The 22,631-nt window shown below is 40.8% G+C and carries 24 protein-coding genes; 9 read left to right on the plus strand and 15 right to left on the minus strand.

Features of this window, described 5'->3' with window-relative positions; all coding sequences use genetic code 11:
- Nucleotides 1-288: 288 nt before the first annotated feature.
- Together glpT and QQZ12_RS09535 are read left to right on the plus strand one after the other, a co-directional pair.
- Nucleotides 289-1,638, plus strand: coding sequence for a glycerol-3-phosphate transporter (glpT, locus tag QQZ12_RS09530; RefSeq protein WP_102993455.1), 1,350 nt, complete (start codon nucleotides 289-291; stop codon nucleotides 1,636-1,638).
- Between the two features lie 39 nt (nucleotides 1,639-1,677).
- Nucleotides 1,678-2,598 (plus strand): glycerophosphodiester phosphodiesterase, encoded by a 921-nt coding sequence (locus QQZ12_RS09535; protein ID WP_284724325.1) that lies wholly within the window; start codon nucleotides 1,678-1,680, stop codon nucleotides 2,596-2,598.
- 81 nt (nucleotides 2,599-2,679) lie between these two features.
- Here QQZ12_RS09535 and QQZ12_RS09540 read toward each other — a convergent pair whose 3' ends face one another.
- From QQZ12_RS09540 to QQZ12_RS09570, 7 genes are all read right to left on the minus strand, one after another.
- Nucleotides 2,680-3,897, minus strand: a complete 1,218-nt coding sequence (locus QQZ12_RS09540) for a type VII secretion protein EssB/YukC (RefSeq protein WP_102993453.1) — start codon at nucleotides 3,895-3,897, stop codon at nucleotides 2,680-2,682.
- Between the two features lie 410 nt (nucleotides 3,898-4,307).
- Nucleotides 4,308-4,859, minus strand: a complete 552-nt coding sequence (locus QQZ12_RS09545) for a hypothetical protein (RefSeq protein WP_284724326.1) — start codon at nucleotides 4,857-4,859, stop codon at nucleotides 4,308-4,310.
- 111 nt (nucleotides 4,860-4,970) lie between these two features.
- Nucleotides 4,971-5,144 (minus strand): hypothetical protein, encoded by a 174-nt coding sequence (locus tag QQZ12_RS09550; protein ID WP_284724327.1) that lies wholly within the window; start codon nucleotides 5,142-5,144, stop codon nucleotides 4,971-4,973.
- A gap of 651 nt (nucleotides 5,145-5,795) precedes the next feature.
- A complete protein-coding gene (locus QQZ12_RS09555) occupies nucleotides 5,796-6,698 on the minus strand; it encodes a hypothetical protein (protein WP_284724328.1) in 903 nt (300 codons plus the stop codon).
- Nucleotides 6,699-6,728: 30 nt separating this feature from the next.
- Nucleotides 6,729-7,340, minus strand: coding sequence for a hypothetical protein (locus QQZ12_RS09560; protein WP_284724329.1), 612 nt, complete (start codon nucleotides 7,338-7,340; stop codon nucleotides 6,729-6,731).
- 165 nt (nucleotides 7,341-7,505) lie between these two features.
- Nucleotides 7,506-9,488 (minus strand): VirD4-like conjugal transfer protein, CD1115 family, encoded by a 1,983-nt coding sequence (locus QQZ12_RS09565; protein ID WP_284724330.1) that lies wholly within the window; start codon nucleotides 9,486-9,488, stop codon nucleotides 7,506-7,508.
- 45 nt (nucleotides 9,489-9,533) lie between these two features.
- On the minus strand, nucleotides 9,534-10,556 hold the full coding sequence (locus QQZ12_RS09570) for a hypothetical protein (RefSeq protein ID WP_284724331.1): 1,023 nt from the start codon (nucleotides 10,554-10,556) through the stop codon (nucleotides 9,534-9,536).
- 354 nt (nucleotides 10,557-10,910) lie between these two features.
- Here QQZ12_RS09570 and QQZ12_RS09575 point away from each other — a divergent pair, with 354 nt between their 5' ends.
- The 3 genes from QQZ12_RS09575 to QQZ12_RS09585 all read left to right on the plus strand — a co-directional run bounded on the left by QQZ12_RS09575 (nucleotide 10,911) and on the right by QQZ12_RS09585 (nucleotide 13,640).
- Nucleotides 10,911-11,864 carry a hypothetical protein gene (locus QQZ12_RS09575; protein WP_284724332.1) on the plus strand — a complete coding sequence of 318 codons (954 nt, stop codon included), beginning with the start codon at nucleotides 10,911-10,913 and terminating at the stop codon, nucleotides 11,862-11,864.
- A 202-nt stretch (nucleotides 11,865-12,066) separates the two neighbouring features.
- Nucleotides 12,067-12,381: a hypothetical protein gene (locus QQZ12_RS09580; protein ID WP_154986581.1), complete on the plus strand. Its 315-nt coding sequence runs from the start codon at nucleotides 12,067-12,069 to the stop codon at nucleotides 12,379-12,381.
- A gap of 20 nt (nucleotides 12,382-12,401) precedes the next feature.
- Entirely contained in the window at nucleotides 12,402-13,640 is a 1,239-nt protein-coding gene (locus tag QQZ12_RS09585) for a hypothetical protein (RefSeq protein ID WP_284724333.1), read from the plus strand.
- Between the two features lie 143 nt (nucleotides 13,641-13,783).
- On the opposite strand, the gene QQZ12_RS09590 is transcribed toward QQZ12_RS09585, so the two are convergent.
- A complete protein-coding gene (locus tag QQZ12_RS09590) occupies nucleotides 13,784-14,092 on the minus strand; it encodes a hypothetical protein (RefSeq protein WP_284724334.1) in 309 nt (102 codons plus the stop codon).
- A gap of 425 nt (nucleotides 14,093-14,517) precedes the next feature.
- On the opposite strand from QQZ12_RS09590, the gene QQZ12_RS09595 reads away from it, so the two are divergent.
- From QQZ12_RS09595 to QQZ12_RS09610, 4 genes are all read left to right on the plus strand, one after another.
- The gene (locus QQZ12_RS09595; RefSeq protein ID WP_284724335.1) at nucleotides 14,518-14,877 is read left to right on the plus strand and encodes a hypothetical protein; all 360 of its coding nucleotides are present in this window, start codon (nucleotides 14,518-14,520) and stop codon (nucleotides 14,875-14,877) included.
- Nucleotides 14,878-14,917: 40 nt separating this feature from the next.
- Complete coding sequence (locus QQZ12_RS09600) at nucleotides 14,918-15,298, plus strand: hypothetical protein (protein WP_123827487.1); 381 nt, start codon at nucleotides 14,918-14,920, stop codon at nucleotides 15,296-15,298.
- Nucleotides 15,299-15,493: 195 nt separating this feature from the next.
- Complete coding sequence (locus QQZ12_RS09605) at nucleotides 15,494-15,883, plus strand: hypothetical protein (protein WP_102993441.1); 390 nt, start codon at nucleotides 15,494-15,496, stop codon at nucleotides 15,881-15,883.
- Nucleotides 15,884-15,990: 107 nt separating this feature from the next.
- On the plus strand, nucleotides 15,991-16,341 hold the full coding sequence (locus QQZ12_RS09610; RefSeq protein ID WP_102993440.1) for a hypothetical protein: 351 nt from the start codon (nucleotides 15,991-15,993) through the stop codon (nucleotides 16,339-16,341).
- A 180-nt stretch (nucleotides 16,342-16,521) separates the two neighbouring features.
- On the opposite strand, the gene QQZ12_RS09615 is transcribed toward QQZ12_RS09610, so the two are convergent.
- Genes QQZ12_RS09615 through QQZ12_RS09645 form a run of 7 tightly spaced genes read right to left on the minus strand, consistent with a single transcriptional unit; the run spans nucleotide 16,522 to nucleotide 22,322 of the window.
- A complete protein-coding gene (locus QQZ12_RS09615) occupies nucleotides 16,522-17,559 on the minus strand; it encodes a conjugal transfer protein TrbL family protein (RefSeq protein ID WP_102993439.1) in 1,038 nt (345 codons plus the stop codon).
- A gap of 1 nt (nucleotide 17,560) precedes the next feature.
- Nucleotides 17,561-18,085, minus strand: coding sequence for a hypothetical protein (locus tag QQZ12_RS09620; protein WP_102993438.1), 525 nt, complete (start codon nucleotides 18,083-18,085; stop codon nucleotides 17,561-17,563).
- 16 nt (nucleotides 18,086-18,101) lie between these two features.
- Nucleotides 18,102-19,124 carry a peptidoglycan DD-metalloendopeptidase family protein gene (locus QQZ12_RS09625; RefSeq protein WP_102993437.1) on the minus strand — a complete coding sequence of 341 codons (1,023 nt, stop codon included), beginning with the start codon at nucleotides 19,122-19,124 and terminating at the stop codon, nucleotides 18,102-18,104.
- Nucleotides 19,124-21,007, minus strand: a complete 1,884-nt coding sequence (locus QQZ12_RS09630; RefSeq protein ID WP_284724336.1) for a VirB4 family type IV secretion system protein — start codon at nucleotides 21,005-21,007, stop codon at nucleotides 19,124-19,126. Before QQZ12_RS09630 ends, QQZ12_RS09625 begins: the two co-directional genes overlap by 1 nt.
- Nucleotides 21,008-21,025: 18 nt before the next feature.
- A complete protein-coding gene (locus QQZ12_RS09635; protein WP_284724337.1) occupies nucleotides 21,026-21,694 on the minus strand; it encodes a TraC-like domain-containing protein in 669 nt (222 codons plus the stop codon).
- A gap of 13 nt (nucleotides 21,695-21,707) precedes the next feature.
- Nucleotides 21,708-22,031, minus strand: coding sequence for a hypothetical protein (locus tag QQZ12_RS09640; RefSeq protein WP_102993434.1), 324 nt, complete (start codon nucleotides 22,029-22,031; stop codon nucleotides 21,708-21,710).
- An 18-nt stretch (nucleotides 22,032-22,049) separates the two neighbouring features.
- Nucleotides 22,050-22,322: a hypothetical protein gene (locus tag QQZ12_RS09645; RefSeq protein WP_102993433.1), complete on the minus strand. Its 273-nt coding sequence runs from the start codon at nucleotides 22,320-22,322 to the stop codon at nucleotides 22,050-22,052.
- Between the last annotated feature and the right edge of the window lie 309 nt (nucleotides 22,323-22,631).

The following is a 22,631-nucleotide window of genomic DNA, read 5'->3' on the forward strand; positions in this document are numbered from 1 at the left end:
GCTTGGCCCTCCTTGTGGGGTAGCTTTAATTGACCAATCTATATGCTTGCGGCTAGGCCACCGGAAATCATTGGACTGGCCGACGGTAAAAAAATTGTTGCATTCTTGACATAAAATCACTTAACATAAAAGAAAGTTGGAAGCGCTTAGATCGTTTCTGTATTTGTAAGTTAATAATGGTGATGAGGATAGGAGACCACTAATTTAAACTCTTTGCGACGTTGCAAAAGGGTTGTATTTGTGGTCTCTTTTTTTCATCCCAATATTTAGCATGGGAGGGAATTGCCGATGAATTGGCTATTGACATTGTTCAAGCCAGCTCCTCATATTGAGAGGTTGCCAGCGGATAAGATTGATTCAACTTATCGTCGGCTTCGGCTACAAGTGTTTTTGGGCATTTTTATTGGTTATGCTGGCTATTATTTGGTGCGGAAAAACTTTTCCCTGGCCATTCCCGATTTGGTGCGGGAAGGCTTCTCCAAAGGTGAGTTGGGACTGGTGCTGTCAGCCATTTCCATCGCATATGGTATCAGCAAGTTTTTGATGGGGATCGTTTCCGACCGGAGCAACCCCAGGTACTTCCTAGCGACGGGCCTTATTTTATCAGCTCTGATCAACATGGCGTTCGGTTTGATTCCCGCTATTACATCCAGCATCACAGTGATGTTTGTGCTGATGTTTTTAAACGGCTGGGCGCAAGGCATGGGATGGCCCCCTAGCGGAAAAACGGTGGTGCATTGGTTTTCCATCAGTGAACGGGGCACAAAAATGTCTTTGTGGAACATCGCCCATAATATTGGGGGCGGGCTGGTGGCTCCGTTGATGACACTAGGCATCGCGATTTTCGCCACCTGGAAAAGCGTGTTCTTCTTCCCGGCAATGATTGCGCTGGTGATCGCCCTGTTCATCTTATTGACAGTACGCGACACGCCGCAGTCGGTGGGCTTGCCGCCGATTGAAGAATACAAAAACGACTATCCGCAAGGAAGCGAAAACGAAGATTACGACAAGGATTTGACCACGAAGGAAATTCTGTTCAAGTATGTGTTGAACAACAAGTTCTTGTGGTATATCGCCCTCGCCAATATCTTTGTGTATTTTGTACGCTATGGTGTCATCGACTGGGCACCCACTTATCTCACGGAAGCGAAGGGCTTTTCTCCAGAGGGTTCTAGATGGGCGTACTTCCTGTATGAATATGCTGGCATTCCAGGCATGCTGCTGAGCGGATGGATGAGCGACAAGCTGTTCAAAGGGCGGCGCGCACCGGCAAGTGTCATATTCATGGCCGGCGTATTGATCGCGGTATTAATCTACTGGCTAAATCCGGCGGGCAATCCCTTGTTGGATAACATTGCCCTGGTAGCGATCGGGTTCTTGATTTATGGTCCAGTTATGATGATTGGTTTGCACGCATTGGACTTGGTGCCCAAAAAAGCTGCAGGCACCGCGGCTGGCTTGACTGGATTTTTTGGGTACCTCTTTGGAACCGCTTTCGCCAGCGCCATTGTTGGCTATGTCGTTGACGGCTTTGGTTGGGATGGGATGTTTACACTGTTGGTTGTTTCTTGTGTTTTAGCCATCCTTTTCTTGGCTCTGACATGGAACACAGGCAAATCTGAGCAAAAAACGGTTTAAACCGTCATTTGACTACTGACATCAATGGGGGAACAGCAAATGAAAAAGTCAATGAAACGTGTAGCCATGACCATCGCCGCATTAGGACTCAGCTTTGCAGTCGGGGTGACCAGCGCTTTCGCCGCACCAGATGCAGCTCGGGCGGGCAAAGGAGATAAGGACCTTTTGTCACCCGACCGGGTCCTGAATGTGGCCCATCGGGGGGCTTCCGGCCATGCGCCTGAGCATACCATCGTCGCTTATCAGCTAGCGAAAAAGATGAAAGCGGACTACATTGAAATCGATTTGCAGATGACCAAAGACGGCCATCTCATCGCCATGCACGATGAAACGCTGGATCGGACCACGAACGGCACCGGGTTGGTCAAAGATCACACCTTGGCCGAAATCAAGCGGTTGGATGCCGGGTCATGGTTCAACGAAGCGCATCCCGACAAAGCGAAGCCGGCCTACAAAGGGTTGAAAGTGCCGACACTTGACGAAGTGCTTCGCCATTTTGGACACAGCGCCAACTACTACATCGAAACCAAAGCGCCGGAAATCTACCCGGGCATGGAAGAAAAATTGCTTAAGACCTTAGAAGCCCATCGGCTCATTGGCAAGCACGCCAAGCGTGGAAAGGTGATTATACAATCTTTCAGCCCAGAAAGCTTGAAAAAAATCCATGCCCTAAACCCAGAGCTCCCCTTGGTTACCCTGCTGTGGTATGAAAACCAACAAGGCCACATCACCAAACGGGAACTGGATGAGATCAAAACCTACGCCATCGGGGTTGGTGCCAACTTCGACCGCATTGACCGTGCGTACGTCCAAAAGGTGCGCAAGAGTGGCTTGCTGTTCCACCCTTACACCGTCAACGAAAAACCGGATATGAAGCGCATGCTCGATTGGGGCGCGACCGGCATGTTCACCAACTACGCCGACCGCCTGACCGACCTTTTAAAAAAGAATTGCAAATAGCCGCCGGAAGATCCAGGGCGGTGAAAGAAAAACTCTTCTCACAAGCTTGTGAGAAGAGTTTTTTTGGTTGGCATCACAAGGTTATTTTTTTCCTTGTTGACTCTTTACGTATTGGATTAGTTGTGGATGGTTACTATCTTTTGCTATGGTTTCAGCGCTTTTAAACTTTTTTTGTTTAAGATATGCATCGATGATGATTTTATAGCGCCGTTGATTTAAATAGATTTGATCTTTTAATTCTGTCATCTTTTCATAGTCTTTAAGCATAACCGCTTTTTCGAATTGCAGTCCTGGTAAAAGCGGTTGGCTTTTGGCCAGTTGGGTAAGATAATCGGGATTTAGCTTTTGCGCATTGTCGATTTCTCCAATATTTACATAGTACTCTACCACTGTTTGCCTATACTCAGGTGACAAGTCATTCATATCCGTTTGTTGGAATTGTTGTGTTGCCTTTGCATAGTCTTGCAAGGCTGCGTACCGCAATCCTTCAATAAACGTTGGAGGGAGCTGGGAAGCGGTGCCGCTGGAAGAAGATATCCCATAGATTACACCAAACACAGCTAAGGCGAATACAGCGATTCCACCTCCAATCAAAACTTTTTTTTGAGGGAGGTGGCTTTGCGGTTTGGACTCCTCTTTAGCCGAAGCATCTTCAGATTGAGATGATGACAGATCTTCAAGAGCTTCACTTTCATCTGCGAGAATGGATTGCAAGTCTTTTATTGTTTTGGCTCGCAAAATACGTTTGGTGATGTCTCGATACTCATTGATAAGGCAACGGTTAGCATAACTATTGCCATTGAGTAGCAAATTTTCATAGCGAGCTGAAGTGAACAGGAGAAGAATCATTCGTTTAATCTGTTCTACCAAAGGTTCTTCTTCATAACCGGGAGCGGGCATTTGCCCCTTCAACCCGCGATACAATACCAATACGGTTCCATCGCTTTCATGGACAAAAAAGTTGAGTGGGTGGAATAGGGTGACCAGGTGGTCATTATTGGAAAAATAATCTCCTAAAAAGAGCAAATTGTTGGCGATAGCCAATCTCAACTGTTTGGAGGGGTTGAGTTCCGAACGCACACGCTCATAAATAAAAAAACCGTCCTCCAAGAAAAAACGCATCACAAATTTGTGATGGTCTTCGGTAAAGTAAGAATCAAATGAAAAGCCGATCCCAGGAAGATGGGTGATTTGTGCCAGTTCGTCATATGTAACGTTGCAGTCCGACGTCGGCAACTCATAAGAAACATCATCTTGATCAAAAACAATGGTGCCACTGCCCATGGCGATTTTTTTCATAGGATTCCTCCGTTCGATAAGGGATGTTTATATTATAAAGAATAAATATCGATTGTGGTTTTAAACATTTATTGGATAAAGGCATACCAAAGTATGTAATTGATAGCAATGATGAGCTACGAGACAAAAAAGTGCGTACGGTGAAATAGTCAAGACCAAGATAACTGCTGTAAGGTTATCTTGGTCTTTTAATCTTTGAGTGGTGAGATCATCTTCACAGTATCTAATTGTAAGGGGATGAATAATTCGCTTGCAACTAAGTTATCTTACTATATTTCGGTGTCTAGATTCTGTCTATATCGGCTTGTTTAAAGATCAGTTAGCCGTAGCGGGCCGCGCTAATCCAGAAAGGGAATTTGCTGTTGGGCGAGATTTTTTGGTTTATAAAACAAAAAATCCCCGTTTCGGGGTTATGTATGGGCAGGAATCAGATGTGTTTTAGCAAAGTCTTTGACGCTGTCAAAGTCGCCATAGCGGATCTCTACAGTCTTGTCCGTTTTTTTGTCAGTTAGATACAGTGGGTGTTTCACCGCTTCTGTGTGGGTGTATGTTTTCCAAAGCCAATTGATCTCATCTACGATAAACGCTTTGTGAGAAGAAAAGTAAAAGCCAGCCCAAACAACGCCTACACCGTTCTGAACCTCGTCAATTGGGTATTCACCGACCAATTCCTCAATTTCCCGCATGTGTGCATAGTACTGCACGGATCGTTCAGGAAACCCAAGGGTGATACCAAGATGATAATGGTATGCACCAGAGTAAGCTTGTACACCGTCCATTCTGTTTTTAAAGTCATTCATCAGGGTGTCATTTTGAAAGAACAGACAGCTACGTGGCTCATGCGGTAGAACGTGTGTAATGTGTGGGTACTCTTTTAATTGGCTGTAACTTTGATGGGTGTTCAATTCTAACACAGCCGGTTTGTAGCCGTCTAAAAAGGCTTGGTACCAACGCTTTTTCATGGGGGCTACTCTCCTTCTTGGTTTCAATAAAAAACCAGTCCCAAATATGAGACTGGTTCAAGTATACGTCAAACATTAGACTGTCATCAACCATTTTTTGAAATAATCAGATTAATCAGGCTCGACGACAACTTCACAGCGGGAGCATTTCCACTCCCCGTTGCTCCATGACAGTTTGTCGTCTTTGCCGCATGACCAGCAGTCGCTAGGTTTTGGTGCTTTGAATTTTTTTGCAATAAGACCTTCGATACCCATACCTTTTAGAACAAACCATTTTCCGCGCATCGCCATACCCCCTCGGTTATTTAACCAGAATAGATAGTGCGGGTAGAGAACGTATGTTGCGGCTACAGTTTTATTATAGTACTTATAACCATAATTTTCAATATTTTTAAAAAATGTATAAATGATCTTAATTTCTCTTGTGTAACTCGTATTCTTTGTTAATTAAAACTTTAACATTATGCGTGCATAATAACTGCACCCCTTAAATTAGGAGCGCAGTTATTGAATGAATTAGTTCCTTGGAAGATTTCCGATGAATTCATTTTTCACGAGAATCATCTTTTTTGAGTAATTTTAACTTAAAATGAAGCCTTTTTAGAATAGGATCTAAATATTGCGATTTACTTCCAATTCTATTAAAAAATTCGGCCTGTTATCTGGGGTTTCCCAGATGAGTAGCGTTATCGATAATCTCGTATCTTAATAATTCAAGAATTGATCGTATATTACTTAACGGAAAGGTTAAGATACGTTTCCGTATAATACAGAGTGTCAAGCTACTCCCGTTCGGTAACAGAAAGCCAGGATAAATCGACTTACATTACAAAGCGAATGGGAAATAAGGCAATTGTGTTAGACCCTCATTCCCATTCGCCGTGTGATCTTATATGGATGGTCTATGTGCTACAACCGAGACCTATGGTCTCATTATCATCTTTCCATTTGACTTTCATATGAAGGAGATTTTGTTTGCCTGGTGTGATCCTTATCTATTCCAAGCAATTGTTTCAATGACGGATTGTCTCGGTCGTTTTTATGGACACATATGTATTGGTCCCCGTTTTTTTCGACCAAGGCGAACTTGCAAGTTAAGCGGTTGAGTTGTTGGGGAGTTATTTGACTTAACTTCTTGATCAGAATATCCTCTTTGGGACCTATTTGGTTTAAGGTGACGCGATTAATCGGGACTTCAACCATGCGGTTTTTTTCATTTCTGGCAAACTTGAGAATGAGTTCATTTTCGTGATATACCTGAACTTCTTTTAATGAACGGCACGCGGTAGGGGAGCATTGTTTGGTAATCGCATTAGAAATCTCTTCTAGCGACAGCTTTAGCTCTTCCCCGATAAATTGCAGCGATGCGATGCCCTGTGGCTGTTGATCCTTAGTATAAGTAGGTGTATCGTAGCCGGAGTTTTTTATTTGATTGTTTGCTTTTTTTAATTGCGAAGTGATTGCGCTTTTTCCTGAAGTGTTTTTTATTGCTTTCACTTCATAGATTTCTTTGTCGATTCGAAAGTCTGGGTTTGTAACGTCATCTTCCAATTTAGGACTAATTTTTTCTTTACGATCATCTTCTAATACTTCAACGATCTGCTTGTTTTCAAAAACTTGACGCTCTAGGAATTCGATTTCACCGACTGTTCCCAACCAAGCAGCTTCATTTTTTTCTCTAGAAGAATTATCTCTAAAATTAATGAATTTTTCTTCCACGTAGCCTGTAAGATAAGGTTTAAGGGCCTGCATTCTGTCTTCAAAAGAGGCTGCTCTGTGAGCTTCCCAATCAAGTTTGGTCTGTGCAGCATCTCGATAAACAGGTAGCTTAGGTGTCAATAGATGTTCGCCTCGCTATTAGATAGTAGGTTACTTGTTCTTTACGGAAAGGTTAAGATACGTTTCCGTATAATATAGGGTGTCAAGCCACTCCCACTCGGTGACAGGAAAGAGTGTTAAGCAGTTTTCAAGTAATCGTTTCAGGACAGGGGCATTTGTTTCTGCCATTGCTTCAGTGCAAGCATCTTTTACCCGAGACAAAGGGACGAAAATATCTGTATTGATAAAGATGTTCATGCCCCACTCTTCGTCAGTGTTGAGATAAATGATTAGATCCACGGCTCCGCCTATTAGAACAGTCTGACCCTTATCGTTTATTCCTGTTGTGCTTAATGTGAAGCAAAGTTCATTGACATCAGGGTGTTTTTTTATAAAGGTTAAAAACTCTTCAGTCGGGGCTTTGGTAGTGATATGTAACTGATGGATTGGTTCAAATGACCCTACCCCTTGTAAATTATAGGTCTCAACAAAAGCATCTTCACCGATAGATTCAGTGCTTACTGCAACTCGGTAGATATATCCAAAGTCTTCTGCTATACTAAATGCCTTCTGAATTATGTCCATCATCGAGGTTTTGCTTTTGTCCAGCTCGGCATAAATTGTTCCAAGACCGTAGTTATAACGCCAGACACGTATTGCCATTTTTCATCACACCTTTTTAATTTAATAATTCAATTATAATCTAAAATATATTTTTGTGTATATTTCAGATGATGTAGAAATCGACTTAAGTTTGCTTAAAGAGCTTGTTGACGCTCGGAGACAGGAAACCATAACAAACATGGTTGTTCCTGCCTCTTGGTGTTATTAACCTGCAGATTGGCTGTTGCCCACTGTAAACAATCCTGACTTCTCCAAATCATCCAACTCACGCTCAATTTCGGCCAAAGCCGCTTCGATGGACTCCGCTTCTTTCTCTTGCTTAGATTCCATTGCCGTCAAATCAAGCTCAGTGATTTCATCAATAACATCACTCAGCGAAATCCATCCATCTGAAGTGTCTACGGTTGTTCTTTCTTTTACTGGAGCGGTTTTCTTTTTCTTCTGATCCTGCATTTCCTGCTCAATCCGGTTGCGCTCGGCTTCCGGTTTGGTTTGGTAAAAGTCGAAGCGACTGGTTTTACTTTGTTCGGTCAGAATGCCTTTGAAGAAATCAAACTGGAAAATCTTTTGCAACCGGACCGGGTTCATGCCTGTCACCAGCAACATGGCGATGCTTCGGTTCATGCGCATCAATTCGTCAGGTGTGTACAAGTTGCGTTGCGTATAGTTGCTGGAGTTGGATTCACTGCCGCCTCCCTTTCCTTTGGAGACAGATGTGGAGGAGGTTTGGATCGTTGTTTTTCCAATTAGTTCGGAAAAATATTCGGCTGTCAGTTTGTCATTGACGCCCAAAAGATAGCGCAAGGAGCAGTTGGCAAGAATGGCTTCTGCTTTTTCTTTGTTGTACTTGTCAATAAGCTGGCCAAAAGATTGTACAATCGTGCTGCAACTAATTCCATATGAACGGCAAGTGGCCAAGATTTCTTCATAACCAGGAATTTTCCCCAGGTTCGGGAATTCGTCCAGCAACAGATTTACAGGGACTGGCAGACGGTTGAAATTGTGATCTGCTACATCGTATAAACGTTGGAACAGCTGGTTGAAAAAGGTGGAGATCAACGGTTCCCAAGTTGGATCAGCTACAGGCAATATCACATACAGCATAATTTTCTTTTTGCCGATGTCATCAAAGCTAAAGTCGCTTTTGCTGGTGAACCAACGCACGTCGTTGCTGTCAAACTTGCTTAAAGTGATCCCGAGTGAAATAAAGATGGAAGCCCGGGTTTTATCTTGGGCCATGCGGACGATCTGGTATGCACGGTAAGCGGGATGATCAGGTTCGAGCCGCATAAAAAACTCGTCCATGTCTTCCGGTGTTTGCCCATACTCAGTGAGGATTTCTTTTACCTTTGCCATCGTTGCGTTTTCTGGGCACTCGTATTTCACATACAGCAACAACGTTTTTAACAAGGCTACTTCGGCTCGTGTCCAGAAATCCGGCTTTTGGTCTTGTTGCGCATTGAGAACGACGGTGGTGGCGACTTGTTCGGCATCGATTTCTTTCATAATATAATCGATCGGATTGTAGCGGTCGCTTACTTGCATTTCTTTGAAGTTCACAAGATGAACTTGATACCCTTGTTCCCGTTTCAGTTGGGATGTTGATTCATATATTTCTCCTTTGGGGTCGGTGACCACGATCGAACGTTCTGTTTCATGGATGATGTTGGTCATGATATAGCCCTGGGTTTTCCCTGAGCCGGGCGGTCCGACCACAAACACGTTGCGGTTAGGGATTTTCGTGTGTTCTGGCATGATAACGGGCTTGTTGTTCAACAAACCAAAGATGAGACCCATTGGATTTTCCAAATTCTGTTCAGGGCTTTTGTTCCAAGTGTTTGCAACGAAATGTTTGTCATCAAAGATCTCGCTTGGCTTGGCTTCCTTGCTCGTTCCAAAGGCACCGTAATCCGCCGCGTTTTGGTATTTGTCCCCTTTTAATCTTTTGAAAAGCTGATAGTATAACCAAACCGCTCCCGGCAAAAGCCCCAACTGCGATATCTTAAAAAATTGTATTGCCCAAGCTTCCTCAAAGACATGAATGTGCCGTTCCAAAAGAGTGGGCCATAAATTGGACACGTCAGGAAACGTGATTATTAATCCTGCGAGTAGCCATTCCGCAGTGACAAGGAGCAGCAGGGTCATGATCAATGTCCCGATAATGGGTCGGAGGTAGAAGCGTATCATGTGTAGAAAAGCACCCTCCTTGTGTCTGATTTGTTCTTATAGGTCCTAACGTTCAAAGCTGGTTTCGGTGATCTCCGTGATCTCCAGTGTTTCTTGTTGAGTTTCTTTGGTTATCTCTTTAAACAATGCAGGTTGTGTTTGTTGCAAGAACTCTTTTAAGTCATTGGCTTCTTTGAGATTCGGATGAGTTGCCGCAATGGCTGACAATCCGAAGGCACTGGTTAGGGTCAGATGATCTGTTTTCAAGTCGGGATAAGTTTCTTTCAATTGCTGTTTGAGTTGTGCGCTGAGTTGGTTTTCCATTTCAATCGCTTTTGTCATATGGCGTGCGATTTCTTTTTTAGCATGAAGCAAGCGATCCTCTTGCTTTTGAAAAAAATCATCAGACAAGCGGCCGTCTTTGCGGAGATCATACAAGCGACGCAATGACTCATTCACTGCTTTTTCTTGCTCGCGCAAGTTTTTTTTGAGTGCATCAAGTGTGTTCATGGCCCCTTTGACCGCTGTAAGGCGATCATGGTGATGTGGCTGCTCGAGTTGCTTTTCAGGTAAGTCAAGTTGTTGCTCGACTTGCTTCATAATTCGCTCTTTAAACAATTCGCTATAAGCCTGTGGTAACGAAATCCGCTTGTCGCGGGCCAGTGCGCCGGCTTCACGGAAGGCCACAAGAATCTCTCGGTTTCCCATTTTGTCGAGATAATGAAAGGATGCCAAGGTTCCGCGGGTTTGTAAGCTGAGAGGCAGTTCTTTTTCATCCAAATAATAAGATTCACCTTGTTTGTCACGAAAGATAAGCTTGCCGTTGTCGATGCTGTCAAATGTCAACTCTTTGTCTTTGTGGTTGATTATAGGGGCTGAATTGTATGGTTGTTGTGCAATCAAGTCTTGCTTGATCAGCTTCTCTGCATTTCCACGCAACTGTTGAATTGCATCCTTAAATATTTGCAAAAAGTCTCTTTCGTCTTTATCACGTTTTCTCAGTTCCGCAATCATCGCTTCGATCATGTTGATGATTATCTCAGCAATCAAGTCGGCCAGGCGATCCTTGAATGTGTCCCAGGCACTCAAGCCGTATCTCCTCCACGCATTTGAAATTGTTAATTATATAACATATACAATTTATAGTTATTTTGAATGGAATTCAACATATTTTATAGATTGGGATCGTTTTTTAGATGTGAAAGTTTGGGAATAAGGTGATCGTGTGAAAAAGAATGGGGAGGTTAATTGAAGATGGGGCTGTTCATTAGATTGAGGAGATAGAAAAGGGTAAGCAGACAAATAAATACATGTTAGAATGATAAAATCAGTTATAATATAGTTGTTTTTATAACAATCAGTATTGCATGGATAGATTTTCTTTGCAATACAACAGTTGTTACATTACCTTCATACAAAGTTGCGGTGGGAGTGGAGGATAGCATGACGTCACGAGATCCAGGTGTATCGCGTTTTAATGGGTGTCTATTTATGTTTTTGGCAGTCTCTGTTGTTTCGACCATTTTTCCATTAGTATTGTTTTTTTTCTTTTACAGTGGAATGGGAGCAACTGTGTTATTCTTTGTCATCCCTGGTTTATATGCCATTTTTATTAATGTGTACTGTTTCCTCTTGGTGGGGAGGGAGCGGAACCAGGAATCAATTGAAGAAGAAGAGCGGTTGAGAACATTCGCCTATTTCCGACCTTCCGGAGGGCGCCTGTTTTTATGGTCCCTGCTCGGTGGGGCGTTGGGAACCTTGATCGGGCGGATGGTCTTCAAGTATCAAACACATGACAAATTGTTTAAGTGGGGTCTTGTTTTTTTATTGTTGTTGAATGTAGAAGGATACGTGCAAGTGTTTGGCTTTCTAGGTATGGTAAGTAATCAGTTTATAGAGGAAGAAAAAAAAGAGCAACAGCATGAACAATGGGTGAACTCGAAGGAGCTTGCTAACACTTTGGTGCAAGTGATTAATACCTATGCCAAGCAAAAAGAAAAGGCCATTAATCGGCGTGATCCATCCTTGATAAAGAATGTTGACTGGGAAGCGTATGACATGGAAAAGTTGAAATTGAAAATTGATGATCCTGAGCTTGACCCTGGGTTACATATAGATATCAAAGGCACCAAGATCTATTTGGATGGGAAAGTTAATACGACATACGATATGGAAGTGTTAAAAGAAAAGTTTCCTGAAGAGTTTACTGTGATTGTCGAAATGATACAAACATTTCGCGATCCATCCGATAAATTCGATGGAGATCCGGTGCGAGAGATTAACATGTATTATGACAAAGAGCAACAAAAGTGGATAATAAAAGGAGATGAGTCTGTAGAGAGGTCTTTCCAAGTGGCCGACAAAGTAGGTAAGCCTGTAGTAACTTATTTTGATTGATTAGATGTATACCCAGTGTAGGGACGTATAGACTAGATACGTTTCAAATGACGAGTAGTTGGGAATCAATTGCGTATGTATCAGATTAAATCAGAAAGAACGCCCCGTTCTCAAGCAGAGAGAATATAATTAGCAGAGGTGAGAGAGGGGCTTTCTTTCTCCTCTGTCTGATACAACAAATAAATTTTAAGGAGGAAATAGGATGTTACAGTTTGACGAGAAGAAGCTAAAAAAGATTTTGATGGAAGAGTTGGGAAACAAGGAAGATAAAGCTGATCGGGGCATTGAATTAATGAGAAGTTTTAACGAACAGTTGCAACCGATTTTAGATCAATGGATGGAAGATCGAACCTATTCAGATCATCCAATTAATGGTGTGACATTGGAGATGGTATTTAAACATTGTAAATTGGATGAATTTATTAAAGCAATGATACATATGAATGACTTTGCTGAATATCCTTCTTTAGCGGAAGTATTTTTAAAAGACCCCTTTTTTTATAATCGTCGGAAATAGCACATCAAGGAGTTGACTGCATGAATTCTTTTTGGGGGAATCTGCACATTTCAAAATGGAATCAATTGACAATAAATGAACGTATCAACGTCCTACAACAGTTGGAACAGCATTATGCAAAGTTGCAGGGACGAGAGCCTTGTACAATTAGGATGACTGATGATCCAGAACTCATGGGTTTTTATGAACCTAATAGTTATACGATATACGTAAATAAAAAACTTTTACAAAGTGATAATTGTTATGAGATTGTAGATACGGTACTTCATGAAGGACGACATGCATATCAAGGAGTGGTAATAGATAAAGGGGTTGAGAGGGAAAGTGAAGAGATAGTAAGGATATGGGAAGAGAATTTTATTGGTGGATATTTAAATAATGATCCCGATTATTGGCTTCAACCAATAGAGTTCGACGCTATTCAGTATGCTCACAATGAAACAGATAAAATATATGCTAGATTGGCGGAAAGATATGGTGAAAATATTGGGTATGAAGCATATAAACTGCAAGGTGACAGGCAACTTAGCAAGATTAAACAGGACGCAAAATATGATTATGGTGAAAACTACCTCCAAATCATTAAAGACAAAGTAAGTAAAAAAAATCAACTATATATGGCAGTGGGACAAGCATATGGTTTTAAAGATGCCAATACATTAGATGTTCAGATCGAGGAATTTATCCACGAAAATTATGGCAAGGACACCTCATTCACCCGTTTTGACTCATTAATAAATCAGATTTTAGCAGAAAGAGACATAACGAGGGAAGAGTTCTTGGCTGAAGAAGCAGAAAGATATAAACAAAAAGGCCGAGGAAGAGGACTATGGTATCCGGTGGAGCAAGTTGATCTGGCGGATAAGAAACAGAGATTGGCAGAGGGTAGGAATTCCTCTCGGAATGAATTATCGAATAAAGCCGAAACATTAACTGACAAACTTGCACACACGCATGCTCGGCTCGTGCGCATGATGAAAACTATGCATCAAGCGGAACAGGGAGAAATCCGAAATAACTTGAGGGAGCAAGTGAAGCAGTTTAATAGATCAACACAGGCAATGTTTCAGAAAGAATACCCTGATCTCAAGCTAAAGCCGTTTAAGCTGGAAGCATCCAAAGTAGCAATTGACATCATGAAATATAATGAACGGACTGGTCAGAAGCTGGAGCCAGAGCAATTTAGATGCATCGGGTTAAAGCAAGCAGAGGTTAATCAAGTGATAGACACTCAGAGAGAATATGATCAGGAAAGATAAGGGAAGGAGTTTTTATAATTGAAAAGAACTTGGGATATGATTTTATTCATTCTTTATTTTTGATGAATATTATTCTAAAAAACAGAGATAGCCCAAGATGTAATAGAACTTTCCGTTAAGCGACCTCGTTAATGATGCTATTTTTAGTTAACCAAATGGGTTGGCTGGGTGAAAAATCGCTTAGCTTTTTCAGTGTTATTGAGATATGTGTTCATTGTTGCCAATGCGCTTAAAAAAGTGCAGTGATGTTTTTTCATGATTAATTCAAGTGTAATACCTTCTACGTTGAAGTCTGTAGAGATTTTTCTCTCATATAACCATAAGTCAAATGGTTCTTGTAGTTTTTCATCTAATCTTTCTAATACCTTTAATTGAAAATAGTACTCTGATTCGGTATAGCCTTCTTCGTTGATCATGACTTCTTTTAGTTTTTTAGGATCAAAAGTAATCATTTTTCGTTCCTCCCAGTTAAGTTTTTAAGTAGGTTTGTTCCATTTATCCTCACATGATTTACCCATTAAATTAAAAAAGTATGCATAGTAATAACCATACTAATCATGATTGACGAGGTTTTGCTCTGTGACTGATGGTATTGGGAAGGTTTTGATTTAATTGATTATATTAGATCAAGGGGAATGTTAAATTAATTTTTATGTCTATTGAATATTGTGGTATATTTTTTATGTTCAATGCAAGTAATCCATCTTGGAAGTTAATCAGTATTTGACAAGATTTCATGCTCATAATAAACCTTTCAGTTATATCAATATTACATACAAAAGAATTGTTCTCCTATGGAAAGGTTTATTCATAAACTTTGACTGGATCAGTGTTAAGGAAGTAGTTTTTAATGATGGTAAAGAGGAGGAAACTAAATATGAAATTAAACAAAATATTTGTGTTTATAGCTGTAGGTGTGTTACTAGTAGTCATTGGTGGACTATTTTTTTATTTCCTGTCTGAATCAGAGACTGCTTTTGAGGGGGAATGGAAGAGAGTCGAAGAAAGCGGTTGTCCATTATCATTGCGTTTCTACGAAGGAAAAACTTTAAATATTGAATATAGAGAAGGTCATAGTGAAACAGGAACATTAACAGAATTAGGTGAGGGAGAATACAAATTTGACATTCAAATTCTTTCTGTTGTGGTAGGGATTAAGAAAATTAATGATTATATGCTATATTTTAGAGATCACGAAGGTGATGTATGTAGATATAAAAAGATTGATAAAGAATGATATTCTATAATGTATTTGTTTAAGAAAGGACTAGATAAGAATGAATCGGAAGTTAATAGGTTTATTAATAATTACTTGTGTGCTTGTTGGAGGAGGATTTTATTATTTTGGGTTTATGAAGTCTGATGACATTACGGGTAAATGGATGTATACAGGAAACAGTGATTCTTGTCCCCCTTTTATTTCTTTTCATGATACCAATAAGTTTACAATGACTGGAGCTGGTGATGAGTCATATATCACTTTTACAAGTACAATTACGGAAATAGAAAAAAATCATTATAAGTTTGCTGGTAAGATTAAGGGGAAATCTGGATTTGAAATAATACATGGGAAATTATTAATAAAAGAGTTTAAGGGTGATTATATGGATATCCAACTAAATAAAGATGAATGTAAGAGTTATATTAAGGAGCAATGAAATAATGTATTTTTATCTAATCAATTATTTATTGCTTTTGTTAGAAGGTTGTATTCTAAGCCGGTTTAGACTTTGTAGTATATTTTTTGTGTTAAATGCAAGCAATCTATTTTGGCAATAATACAGTATTTAACAAGATATTTATGCTCGTAATAAACCTTTCAGATAAATATTACATATGGAGTGATTTTTTCTGTGGAATGGAAATCAACTATGAAGCGTACAATTTTACTGTGTTTAGGAATCATCTGTTTATTAGCTTTAGGGGGTCTATACTATTATAATAATTTTAAGACCCAGTCACTTGAGGGTAGATGGGTGAAGATGGAAGGAAAAAAAAGCGCTTGCCCGTCTTTTCTCACTTTTAAGGGGGAAAGTCAGCTGACGATGTCTGGGTTTGGGCCTGAATCTAGCATGTTTATGACAGGTAATTTGGCGAAAATAGGAGAAAATAAATATAAATATGTAGTTGAAATTATGTCTGAAGTAGACTCAGCTGAATTAAGAATTAATAAGCTTGAAGATAACATTTTGGATATAAACATCGATAAAGACCGATGTTCATATGTTAAAGATCAAAAATAATGGATTTTGACATGATAAAAAAACTGAGCGTTTGCTCAGGTCCGTGATTTTTTTAACAGAACTGACTGTTTTGAAATAACATGATGGTAAAGAGAGGGTAATTAAACGTGAAAGTGAAAAAATCAATGATGTTTTTGGTTGTAGGTATGATTGTGTTAGTAATTGGTGGGTTGCTTTTTAATTTCCAGTCTGACACGAATTTTGAAGGTGAATGGGAAGTGGTTAGGAATGAAGGATGCATTGCAAAAAAGATGGCCTTTTATGAGGAGAATATATTAACAGTTACAGGTCGCAGCGGTAAAAATTATTCGGGAACACTAACTAAAATTGGTGAAGAGAAATATTCATTTGACATAAAACTTCGCACTTTTGTTTTGGGGATTAAAAAGTTGTCTGACGACATGTTACTCTTGAAAGATGCAAATGGTAGAGAGTGTGAGTTTAAGAAGGTGGATTGAATCAAAATTTATTTATGGAATATTGTTTTTGATATCAAAGAAAAGGAATATTGCCAACTATGAATGTACAATTTTACGGTGTTTAGGAATCGTCTGTTTATTAGCTTTAGGGGGGATACTATCATAATAATTTTAATGCCCATTGGCATAATAAAAAACCTGAGCGTTTGCTCAGGTTTTTTATTTTTTTACTATCCTTGACAACATTTGTTTTCCAATGCGGCTGCCAACAGAACCAGCTGTTTTAGAAATGACATTTACCGCCATTTGCCCCGAGCCTGTGGAGTACATAAATTCTTTGATAAAGGAGGGACTTTTCATTATTAAAAAGGCAAATCCGATACCAAAAATAAATCGTTCAAATTGCAAAAGATCTAATAATCCCCCTGCAAATAATTCTATAAAAAGCATCAACAAAACAATTTGAATCACTTGTGTTATTAAAAGGGATAAAAAGCTACGCCACCAAGCAGGAAACAGGTTGAAATCATTGTTTAAGTTGGTGGCGATGGCAAAGGGGCCAGCGATAAACAAAAAGGCTAATTCCGCTGAACGGAGACAAACTTGAAAAGCGATGATTAGCATCAGAATAGCAAAGATTAGCATCATGAAAAGGGTAGCCGATACGGCAACTTTTGGGACAAACAAAAATACGTTTGTCACTCGCTCTATATTTTCAAGCTTAATACCGACATTAGCAAATCCTGATGTAGTGTCAGTTGAAGCTGTTACTAACAGGGGGAAAACACTAGGATACATCCCGCACATCGCAGCGGTGACAACTAGCTTTACCATAAGCGATTTTAGTTCTTGGGTATCTTCATTCACCCAATAATTGGCTAAGATGCGAACCAAATGGAAAAGAGTGAATGTCGTTATGAAAGCCCAAGCTGTGTTGGCAAAATAACCGTAATATGTTTTGACGGTTGGTTGATCCAGAATTTTCTGTGGGTAGTTCATGATGTTTGCGATGATTTCTATCGCCTTGGAAAAAAAGTCTCTGGCTAATTCTAATAACCAGTTGTTGATATGACATATTGGATCAACATACTCGCAATTAAATGCTTCTTTTTTTTCTTCACCAAATAGATTATCCCAAAAACTTTCCTCTTCTGTCTCCTGCCCTCCTTTATCTGCCCATACATTTACAGGCAGCACACAAAAAGAAAGGAAAGACAATAGCACGATCGATAAAACGATTTTTTGAAACTTCCTCATCTCATTCCTCATCCTTTATCGCGATTTCATCCAAATTTTTTTCGTTTTGGATTTCAAAATCGTAGCTGTCTACTTTCCATACTCCTTGTCCGTCGGAGGTTAGATTTATGTTCATCTCATACATACCGGCAGTGGATTGGCCGTTGCCAATGTCATGATAAACACGGAATTGGATCAGGATATTAACATGATTCAAACTCAAACGGTTAAAGTATGTTTTTTCTATGGTAACTCGCTGCTTTATACCCTTTGTTGACTCATCTTCTAAGTCCATGTCATTGGCAAAGATTTTTTGTTGAGCTTTTTGGGTGGTGATGGAACGTAGTTTTTTTTCGTTTTCGGGTGTGGGTGTATCCATCAATGTAAGTACAAATTGTTTAGCGACGGCTTGTGCCTTATCTTGTTCAGTTAGTTTCTTGATTATATGTTCTAATTCATTGATCTTATTGAATTGTGTCATGTTGCCTATAAGGGAGAAAGTGAGACATACGGCTAATATGGTCATGTATATATATGTTTTGTTCACGGAGTCACCTCATTTTCTATAGTGGGATATATTTTTCTGGATTTACTTGTCCCCCATTGATTCTGATTTCAAAGTGCAAATGCGGACCAGTGCTGCGGCCGGTTTTGCCACAGATGCCGACGGGCTGTCCTTGTGCGACATGTTGCCCTTTCTGTACTTTCCGCACTTCCATGTGAGCATACAGGGTTTGTACTCCGTTACCATGATCGATGAGAACGGCGTTCCCGTAATTGTTGAACCCGGAGCCAGGTGTACCGTATAGGGATGCAACCACGATGCCTCCTTTGGCGGCGATGATGGGGGTAACTCCTTTTTTACAACCAAAATCCAGGCCTTTGTGCATCCGACCCCAGCGTGGGCCAAATCCGCTGGTTTTCTGAAATTGTTTGGATATGGGACGCAAAAATCCGCTAGCCGATGGTTTTCCTATATTAGCGACCTCGGTAAGTGTGCATTGATATGATAGGCCGCCTAGTTGGTTTACATATTTCGTGATAGTGGGAACCCAATGGCGGTTTAAGCCATTTGGGTCATTGCTCGCTCCGATAGGCGCATATTTGGGCCCAATTTGTTCGGGTGTTTTCAAGCCTTGCTTGATGTAATTTTTATATAAGTTGCGGGTCATATAATCGATTCCCGCTTCCAAGGTGGGGAAGCTGGCAAAGCTACCATTTAAGTAAATGCCGCCAGGGTTGTTTTTGGTACGGACCATGGAAGATCTACCAAAGCCGGTTTCGTGCATGGCGATAGCAGCGACCAACACTGGATCCACACCGTATTTTTGGCCGGCGGAAACGAATGCTGCTCCTTTGCCTAAAAATACGTTGTCTTTTGTAGGGCTCATCTTCGCCAGTTTGTTGTTCAATTCTTCAGCGGAGATCAGTTTTCCGCTGGGCTGGCACATGACCAGCCCAGCCTCGGATTCCATTGCATCTGGCGGGGGGCTTCCGAAGATGGCCACCCCGATGATAACTAAAAAACCAATGGCTGCGTATATGCTGTATTTGATGCCATCTTTGAACAGCATGACTTTGAACATTATTGTTCACCACGTTTGCCAAACTTTCGTTCATACCACTTCTTATCCCAAATTCGCAGTTCTTCTGGAGTGAGTTCAACGTAGATATTCACTTTTTTGGAGCCGACGACATACACTCCTCGGCCGGCGCTTTTCCCTTTTTCCTCTTCATTTACGATAAGAAGGCGTTGTTCTTCCTCGGAGAAGTTTTCGGACGTTTTTTCCATGATCGAATTGAGCTCTTCCCGTAGCATCGGAAGATACAGCTTGGAAATGGAGTTAAGGATCACTGCTTCCCCATAGTTCCGTGTCCCTTCCACCGCGGACAGGAAGTCGCCGACTTGTTGGGTGGCGCTGGTGACGCCTCCTTGGAATGAGCGGATGAGCTTGTACATGTTGGACAAGAATTTCATCGCCAGAGGGTTTCTCGGGTCAGCCAGCACGTGCGCCTCGTCCACGTAGATTTGGGTGATGGTGGTCTTGTCCCGCAATGCGTCATCCTGCATAAATGTGAGAATGTTGAACATCGCCACTTGTTGCAGATCACTTTCATCCCTTAAGTCGGAGATGTCAAAGACGATAAAGTCATTGGACAAGTCCACATTGGTGTGACCGTTGAAACATTTGGCATAAGAGCCTTCTACATAAGGATAAAGCACTTGATATAACCCATTGAGCAGTTTAAATTGTTCATCCGTTTCCATTTTGTGTTCGATTTTGCGGTACAAGTCTTCCATGCAGGGGAAGCCAGTTGAAGAAACGCTGGAAAAGTCAGTTTCCCAGTGGATACCATAATCCGCATACAGCTCGACAAGCAGTTTTTCCAATAGGGATAACTCAACTTGTTTGTTTTTGAGATCTTTATAAATCAGTGTGAACATGGTTTTAAGCCGGCTAATTTTTTGATGGAGCAAGGAGGAGGCTGCCTGCTCACCATTGTCGTCGATTGGGATGAGTGAGTGCATGATTTCAAACGGATTGATGATATTCCCATTGAGCGGGGAAACCTTGACCCACTCTCCCCCCAACTGTTTGGCTTTGTCACCGAACTCCCCTTTAGGGCAGATTACACGGATGGTTGTTCCCTGCATCCAGCGGCGAATCATGTCACCAAAAAGATAGGTAGACTTCCCTCCACCAGACGTCGCGATTACCACTTCGTTCCGGTTTAGCAATTCATCATGGTCAACAATGATGATGCTGTTGGTCTTCAGATTTTTGCCTTTGATGATTCCCTTTTCAGAGAAGATTTCACACTCATCAAAAGGGAACAGCGAAGATAATGATTCCGTATCGAAGTTACGGTAAGTTAAATCACTTACCAGATTTTGTCGCAAAGGCAAAATGGTTTGGAATGCCGGAAGCATGCGATAGTGCGGTATAAGCAACTTCATGGTTTTGCTAACATGCGCCTTGACAATTTGGGTGACTTCGTCCAACTCTTTTTTGCTGGAGGCTTGGATATGCACATACATATGTTCATTAAACATTTCAGCGCGACCCGATGTCAGGTTGTCCAAGAGAATTTCGGCATCACTTAAGTCATTTTTAATTCTGATCTCATCCATGGGACGCAATCCTGGCTCATTTAACCGGGATCGATACTCAATCACTGCGCGGTTGAGCGATTTGATCATATCGTCGCTTGCAGAAGGTTCGATATGATGAACGATAGATACATTGTGTGGAATGTTGTGCAAGTTTTGCAAAAAGTTGGCTTGCACATCATTAGTGAAGTAGCTTACGCACAGCGTGCGAGCATAGTTTCCACCCAAGCGGATATAATCAAATTGCTCTTCAATGCTGTCAGGTGCAATGATGTCCAGAAATCCGCGATTATCATCAATCATGCTTTCTAACGTTTTTTCCGGTTCAGTTTTCTTTCTATTGAATAATCCAAACATGGTCTCGCTCCCCTGTGATTAATACTCGTCTCTTTTTCTTATTTCTTCGGCAGCGGTTACGAGATTTCGCTTTCCGATTACATAGGCATACTCTTTCATGTCTTCCATTTGATAGAGCTGGGCGTTTTCATAGTCGTAGAACATATGTAAGTATTTCCTGAGCTCATTGTCGTTCAGTTCTTTAACTTCTAGCTTTTGTCTGTAAAACATATCTTCTAGATTAAGTCGTAGATCATCCACCCTTCTTCGCAACTCAATCATGGCTTTTTCTTTGCCGGTTTCATTGTTGAATGGTTCATCCACAATCACATAGCGATTGCGCTTGATCATGTCCCGATCTTTTTGCAGATGCTCGGCATAGGAGATATAGCTTTCGAGCATGCGTCGCTTGTGAGCGTTGGTGGTTGATTGGAAACGGTTGTTTAACGCCATGATATATTTTTTTAAATTGATGGGCTCGGAGACCCGAGCGATTTGGATCGGTTTTTTCAAAGATCGTAGGAAGTTTTCATATCCTTCCAGCACTTCTTTTACTTCTTGATAGCTCATCAAATGAGTATTAATCGCCGTAACGGATAGGACCTTGACAAAACGATTGTCTGTGGTTTCGATCACGGAGTCATATATGTTGCGGACGGGAATTAAATCTTGTACGGTTTTCTTCTCCGCAGTCTGTTTTTTCGCCACCTGGATTTCCCTCCTATTTCCGTACCAGTTTTTTGAAATAATAGATGCGTTGTCGCTGATTAAACTCCGCCCGGTAACGCAAGTAATCAAACAAGGTGATGTTTCCCCGTTCACTGATGGGGCGGATAAAAATCAAGCAAGCAACGGAGATGGTCGGCAACATGCTGAAAAAAAAGCGAATCTGGAAAGACAGATTGGGAAAGATATAAAGAAACAAAACCACCGAAATGAGGACCGGTGGTGTTAAAAGGATCAAATCTTTCAACCTGATAAATCGCCAGATATAGAGACTGGAATCAATTTGTCGAGGAATCTTAAACCGCTTGTGCTCTTGCAAGTGACTTCCTCCTTTAGGTTATTTAAATTGACTTTCTAACCAGAGAATCATTCCTTTGGCGATGAAACAGATAATCGTGATAATAATGGTAGAAATGAGCGCCTTTTTGAACTTATCGCGATTGTGTTCTTCGGTGGATAAATACATTCCCAAAGCGGACACAACGATTCCTATGGCCGCTAGCGGGGTGACCAAACTGAGGAGACCGCTGAATACACTATTCGTTAGGAAGTTTTCCAAAGATTCAAAAGGGTTGACAGCACCTTGTGCAAGCATGATCCAAGCTTTCATTGTTTTGGTCATCGCTCCTTATAAAGTAGAATTTAGACGATTAAAGAATAGAATGTTTGATATAGAAAGAAAAGGAAAGAAAAGATTAATTATTAAGTAGAATAGAGTGTATGTTTTATATTATAAAATAATCATAAAACATACATATTTAAATATATAACAGAAATGGAATAAATGCAGTATCTTAAATTATAAATTTTTAACAGACAGGTGACATACATGTGCTTATCATTTCAAGATATATCGAAATTCGACCACAAGTTGTAAACCTTGTTCTCAATGAGCCTTTTTAGGCATGAATTAGCTGTT

This window comes from Laceyella tengchongensis (genome assembly GCF_900182735.1).
Classification (GTDB): domain Bacteria; phylum Bacillota; class Bacilli; order Thermoactinomycetales; family Thermoactinomycetaceae; genus Laceyella; species Laceyella tengchongensis.